This is a genomic window from Psychrobacter sp. 1U2, assembly GCF_051847575.1.
The window spans coordinates 1-934 of sequence record NZ_JBPYDC010000627.1 but is presented as its reverse complement, the minus strand read 5'-3'; the positions used below and the strand labels follow the sequence as shown (position 1 = coordinate 934).

The 934-nt window shown below is 40.6% G+C and carries 2 protein-coding genes; both read left to right on the top strand.

The genetic code is table 11. The features are described 5' to 3' along the window. Position 1: 1 nt before the first annotated feature. Entirely contained in the window at positions 2-628 is a 627-nt protein-coding gene (gene rsmG / locus ACS8FD_RS17710; protein ID WP_439276818.1) for a 16S rRNA (guanine(527)-N(7))-methyltransferase RsmG, read from the top strand. Between the two features lie 229 nt (positions 629-857). Then, positions 858-934: ParA family protein (locus tag ACS8FD_RS17705; protein ID WP_439276819.1), on the top strand; the 77-nt coding region annotated here is incomplete at its 3' end.

Here is a 934-nt window from a genome sequence, read left to right as displayed (position 1 = left end):
GTTGCCATTGCTTGCTGATATTTTGGCTCAAGCAGTGCAAGAGCTTGGTCTAACGTTGAGCCAAACGCAGCAGCGCACGTTATTATTGTACTTAGATCAGCTTTTACTATGGAATAAAGCGTATAATCTGACCGCGATTACGGATCCAGTCGAAGCCTTAATTAAGCACGTCATTGATTGTCTGGCTATTATACCGCATTTGCCTCAAGGGTCGCTGCTAGATATCGGTACAGGAGCGGGGTTGCCTGCAGTTATTATCGCGATTTGTCAGCCTGAACGCTCATGTACTGCACTCGATAGCAATCAGAAAAAGATTCGTTTTATCAAGCAAATTAGTAGTGAGCTTGGTTTGAGTAACGTGCAACCAATTGCTGCACGTATTGAAGCACATGAAACGACTTATGAAGTGGTCACTTCTAGGGCGTTTGCAAGTTTAACAGACTTTGTTGAAGTGGCGCAGCCGCGATTGGCGAATGGTGGTCGTTTGTGCGCTATGAAAGGCAAAACGCCAACGGATGATGAGCTACAAGTTTTAGAAGAAAAATGGCAAATCAAAACCATTATTCTTGATGTGCCACGTTTACATGATAGTCGTCATTTGATTGAATTGTCTGCCAAAAATGACTAAGCTATGAGCACGTTGATAACTGGGCGACATTTAGTATGGTCAGCTCGGTGTATATTTAACACAATGGCTAAAACGTGAGACCTTAATCTTAAGGTTTTCGTGTGATATTTTGCGTAAATTATAATAAAATTACGAACAGATTTTTTGTGAAACATGACAATAAGAATGTAAAACAAAAGTTTATTAAAGCGAAAACGAGTAACAGACCTTAATCAAATTGAGTAAGTGTATGGAAATCATAGCAATTGCAAATCAAAAGGGTGGCGTTGGTAAAACGACCACGGCGGTAAATTTGACTGCCAGTTT